Raw genomic sequence first — 4,210 nt, forward strand, 5'->3', positions numbered from 1 at the left:
CTGCAGTCAGAGTTGTTTTACCGTGGTCAACGTGGCCGATTGTACCTACGTTTACGTGCGGTTTCGTACGTTCAAACTTTTCTTTTGCCATGACAAAAATTCCCAAGCATTGCTAGTGATTAAAATAAAACTTTTGGATGAAACGATCAGGAGTGGTGCTGATAGGCAGATTTGAACTGCCGACCTCACCCTTACCAAGGGTGCGCTCTACCAACTGAGCTATATCAGCTTTTTGGAGCGGGCAGCGGGAATCGAACCCGCATCATCAGCTTGGAAGGCTGAGGTAATAGCCATTATACGATGCCCGCTAAAACATACATTCCAGAATCCTGGAACCACCTCATCCGAAACTTTTGTGTCGAGCTATTCTAATCACTCAACACAAGCTCAGGTTTCCCCGAACTTTTTGCCGCAAGCCGAAGCTTGCAACAGAATATGGTGGAGGGGGCTGGATTCGAACCAGCGAAGGCGGAGCCGTCAGATTTACAGTCTGATCCCTTTGGCCACTCGGGAACCCCTCCGAGATTGATGGTGCCGGCTGCCGGAGTCGAACTGGCGACCTACTGATTACAAGTCAGTTGCTCTACCAACTGAGCTAAGCCGGCACTGCATCAAGTGGGTGCGCATTCTAGTGGAATGCGATTGTGTGTGCAACCAATTATTTGGAAAAAAAACGGATAATTTAACCGATTGGTCATTTTAAAAGCAGACGGGCGTAAATTTAGACGAATTATGCTTAAACAAAGCGCTTTAAGCCCTCAAAAATGAGATTTTCATTAACTTCAATATCCTTGAATTCAGAGAGATCTAACAAAGATATTCCCCCGCCACACACCAAAATTTTTATTTTTGTTGAATATTTTTCAGCACATTTAATGCCTTCCCTCAGTAAGCCATTAACCTGAGCACGACAACCGAAATTCACACAACTCTCGGTATTATCGCCAAACGCATTGTGGCTTGGATAATCCGCATTGCCAAACACGTTCGCGGTTTTTTGAAACAATGCAGTTTTCGCCAGATCAAAACCTGGCGCGATCCAACCTCCCCTGTGCTGCTTTTCATGCACGATATCCAAGGTCATGGCAGTACCAATACTCATCACCAAAAGTGTATCTTCCGGGCGATCGGCAGCCGCCAAGATCATCATCCAACGATCCACCCCCAAGGTTTGGTAGCTTTCATAAGCACAGCGGGTACCAAAATCAGTTGCAGAAGTTTTAACCTCATTAAATCGAATTTGATTGTCAAAACAGTACTGCTGGAGATTTTCGCTGTAGCTTTGAGCGCGAACGGAAACAAGTAAAACGCGCGAGACTTCATTTTGATTAATCAGATCATCCTGTAACGGATCGCCTAATCGAATCGTTTCACCATTGGCTTTAACCAGACATGATTTTACTGACGTATTGCCGGCGTCGACCAGTAACAGGTTAAGCGCTTCTGACACTAATTTCCCCTCCAAACAGCTCCTTAGTTTTTGTAATACCGTCTTCCACGACCTCAACGACTAATGCCCCTGAAGAAGATATGCCTTTAGACACACAGCTAGTTTGATTCTTACCGTTAATCACCAGTATTTCCTTGTCTTTGAAATGATCATGAGCTTCCCACTCTGAAACAAATGGTGAGAATCCCTCTGTAGCGAACTCAGATACGATAGACCTCAAATTGTTGACAAAACTAGCAGTAAGTTTATTAATGTTGAGAGCCCCTGAGGCATTGGATTGCAGGTCTGTCCAAGGCTGATCGATTCCGTCAACTTGAGGCATATTCACATTGAGCCCAATACCGATGATCGCATCGCAACTACCATCTGAGTTACCGGAAACTTCAACTAAGGTGCCACTTACTTTTTGTCCATTGATATAAACGTCATTTGGCCACTTGAGTGTAACGGGCAGTTTTACAAGGGGTTTGATGGTTCGTACTGTGGCCACTCCAATGGCTAAACTGAGTCCTGAGAGACTTTGAAACCCCAATTGGAAGCGCCATTTCATTGTCAGGTAGAGATTACTGGCAAACGGTGAAATCCACTTTTTACCTTGTCTACCCCGGCCTTGCTTTTGGCCTTGGGCGATACATACAAACCCATCCTCCAAGGTAGAAACTCTTTCTTTCACAAAATCATTAGTAGAATCAATTAAAGATTCAACACACAGCAACGATGACTGCGTGTCAACCAATCCATCTAGCACAGCAGATTTCTCGATCAAAGTAACTTCTCTACCCAATTTATAGCCTTTGCGTTGTACGGAAAAGATGTCGACTCCGTACTCCTGTAGTATTTTCACTTGTTTAGCAATGGCTGTGCGAGAAACGCCAAACTGCTGCGCCAATTCTTCTCCGGATACGAAGTGTTTTGTTGATAGTTGATTCAGCAAATGCCCAAGTTCAATCTTACTCATAACTTTATAACGCCTTGCTTTCCAATGAGTAGTACTTCATTTTCCAATTTAACCGAGAACAGTGAATAAACTGTGTCTCTGATTTCACGTACGAGTCTCAATAATGTACTACCGCTATCCGAACCATAGTTAACAACAACAAGCGCGTGCTTTTCGTATGTGCCAATTCCATCCATTAGCTTTCCTTTCAGACCCGCGTTTTCTATCAGCCACCCAGATGATAACTTACTGTAGTCTGCATCCACCTCATAAACTGGCATAGATGGGTATTGCAGTTTAAGGCCGTTTGCTTGTTGACGACTGACGATGGGATTCTTAAAGAAGCTTCCGGCGTTAGGCAGCATTTTAGGATCCGGTAATTTTGACTGACGCAGCTCAATAACCCTTTGCATCAGAGCTAATGGCGTTAGGGCACCATTGATAGTTTCAAGCCCTTTGTATTTCAGGACAGGGTTCCAGCTTTTATCCAAACGAAGAATGATTCTGGTTATCAACAAAAGGCTGTTTTGACTTTGTTTGAATAAACTATTGCGATACCCAAACCGGCATTGAGGATTTTCATAACGGTTTATATTTCCGGTTTTGAGATCGTAAGTGTCTACAGCGCAACAAACATCCTTAAACTCAACACCATAAGCCCCTATATTTTGTACCGCAGCGGCGCCACAGGAGCCTGGGATCAATGCCAAGTTTTCCAAGCCACCAATTCCTCTTTCGACACAATGTACAACCAGATCATGCCAAACCAATCCCGCCCCAGCTTCCACCAACCAGGAATCCGTCTGCTCAATGATTTTGATGGAATCATCCTTAAAGCTAAGTAGGTCGCCGTCGTAATCTTCGACAAATGCGACATTACTGCCTCCCCCCAGAATAAAGCATCTCTCTAGATCTAAACTGAGCGAGCCAAGTTCTTCAGGGCTTTGCACTGTATATAGATTGTTGCAGTGAGCGTTTAACGCCAGTGTGTGTAGGGACTTTAGGTTTACCAAGAATTGTTCTCAAATGCAGTAATGAGCTACAAGTTTAAAGCCACAAGAGTCCAGATCAAGAATTTGATTGGGTAAAAGGTAAAAAGAAGGATAACGAAAGGAACCTGCTCATAAATAAACGGTCACACTAATAAGAATTAATTTACCGGTCTTGCCTTATGTACAAGTTAATCTTATTTTTTGTTTCCGTATTATTAATAGGTGGTTGTAGTAATCGCGCGATGTATGAAAGTCTGCAATCTCACGAACATCAAAAGTGTATTGAAGAGTCCACTGTTCATATCAAAGATTGCGAACAATATAAAAAAACCTCTTTCGATGAGTACAGCCGAGCCCGAGATGAAGAGCTCAACCAGAAAAATACTAATCAGTGAAAATGATACTCCAACGGTTTTGCCCCCGTATGCTAGCAGGTATTCCTTAGTGGGCGGGGTCAGAGTCTTAACGTGGATACTGCTTCGGAGTCGCGATAAAACTTAAAAAACCCTGATTCTAAAAACATACCGGATCTGACCCCGTATTCTGACAGGTGATATTGTAGGTTCGGCTTTAGCCGGACAAAGACAAGGACTTGTAACAAAGTTATCGAGATAAATCTCGACCTACAGGGTTTCCCTCTTACATGGGGGTGAGGCTGGATTCTTTAGGCGCGCAGCGCCGCCCAGCCGAACGACCCGGCAAGGATGCCGGGGCTGGATGCCCTCACAGGGATGTTTGTACCCCGTACCCTAATCAGATAACAAGTATAACCATGATAAACAATGGGTTAGGTTTCCCATGAAGTAGCACGTAATGTTCTATTTAGGGGAA

General features: G+C 44.0%; 5 protein-coding genes and 4 tRNA genes. 1 reads left to right on the forward strand and 8 read right to left on the reverse strand.

All coding sequences use genetic code 11. The annotated features are described in order from the left end of the window. From ACXAGP_RS22010 to murB, 8 genes are all read right to left on the reverse strand, one after another. Positions 1-91, reverse strand: a 91-nt coding sequence (locus ACXAGP_RS22010) for a GTP-binding protein (RefSeq protein WP_038059333.1), incomplete at its 3' end; no start/stop codon positions are given. Between the two features lie 62 nt (positions 92-153). Next, positions 154-229: transfer RNA gene (locus ACXAGP_RS22015), tRNA-Thr, on the reverse strand. Positions 230-233: 4 nt separating this feature from the next. Beyond that, positions 234-308 (reverse strand) — tRNA-Gly (locus ACXAGP_RS22020). A gap of 128 nt (positions 309-436) precedes the next feature. Next, positions 437-521, reverse strand: a tRNA-Tyr gene (locus ACXAGP_RS22025). A gap of 8 nt (positions 522-529) precedes the next feature. Further along, positions 530-605, reverse strand: a tRNA-Thr gene (locus ACXAGP_RS22030). A 131-nt stretch (positions 606-736) separates the two neighbouring features. After that, positions 737-1,450 carry a type III pantothenate kinase gene (locus ACXAGP_RS22035; RefSeq protein ID WP_475263949.1) on the reverse strand — a complete coding sequence of 238 codons (714 nt, stop codon included), beginning with the start codon at positions 1,448-1,450 and terminating at the stop codon, positions 737-739. Then, positions 1,434-2,408: a bifunctional biotin--[acetyl-CoA-carboxylase] ligase/biotin operon repressor BirA gene (gene birA, locus ACXAGP_RS22040; protein WP_475263951.1), complete on the reverse strand. Its 975-nt coding sequence runs from the start codon at positions 2,406-2,408 to the stop codon at positions 1,434-1,436. The genes ACXAGP_RS22035 and birA overlap by 17 nt, the downstream gene beginning before the upstream one ends. After that, on the reverse strand, positions 2,405-3,400 hold the full coding sequence (gene murB, locus ACXAGP_RS22045) for a UDP-N-acetylmuramate dehydrogenase (protein WP_475263952.1): 996 nt from the start codon (positions 3,398-3,400) through the stop codon (positions 2,405-2,407). Before murB ends, birA begins: the two co-directional genes overlap by 4 nt. 158 nt (positions 3,401-3,558) lie before the next feature. Here murB and ACXAGP_RS22050 point away from each other — a divergent pair, with 158 nt between their 5' ends. Then, positions 3,559-3,774: a hypothetical protein gene (locus ACXAGP_RS22050; protein ID WP_475263954.1), complete on the forward strand. Its 216-nt coding sequence runs from the start codon at positions 3,559-3,561 to the stop codon at positions 3,772-3,774. The last annotated feature ends 436 nt before the right edge of the window (positions 3,775-4,210 follow it).

Source organism: Planctobacterium sp. AWM4_229, from assembly GCF_056160305.1.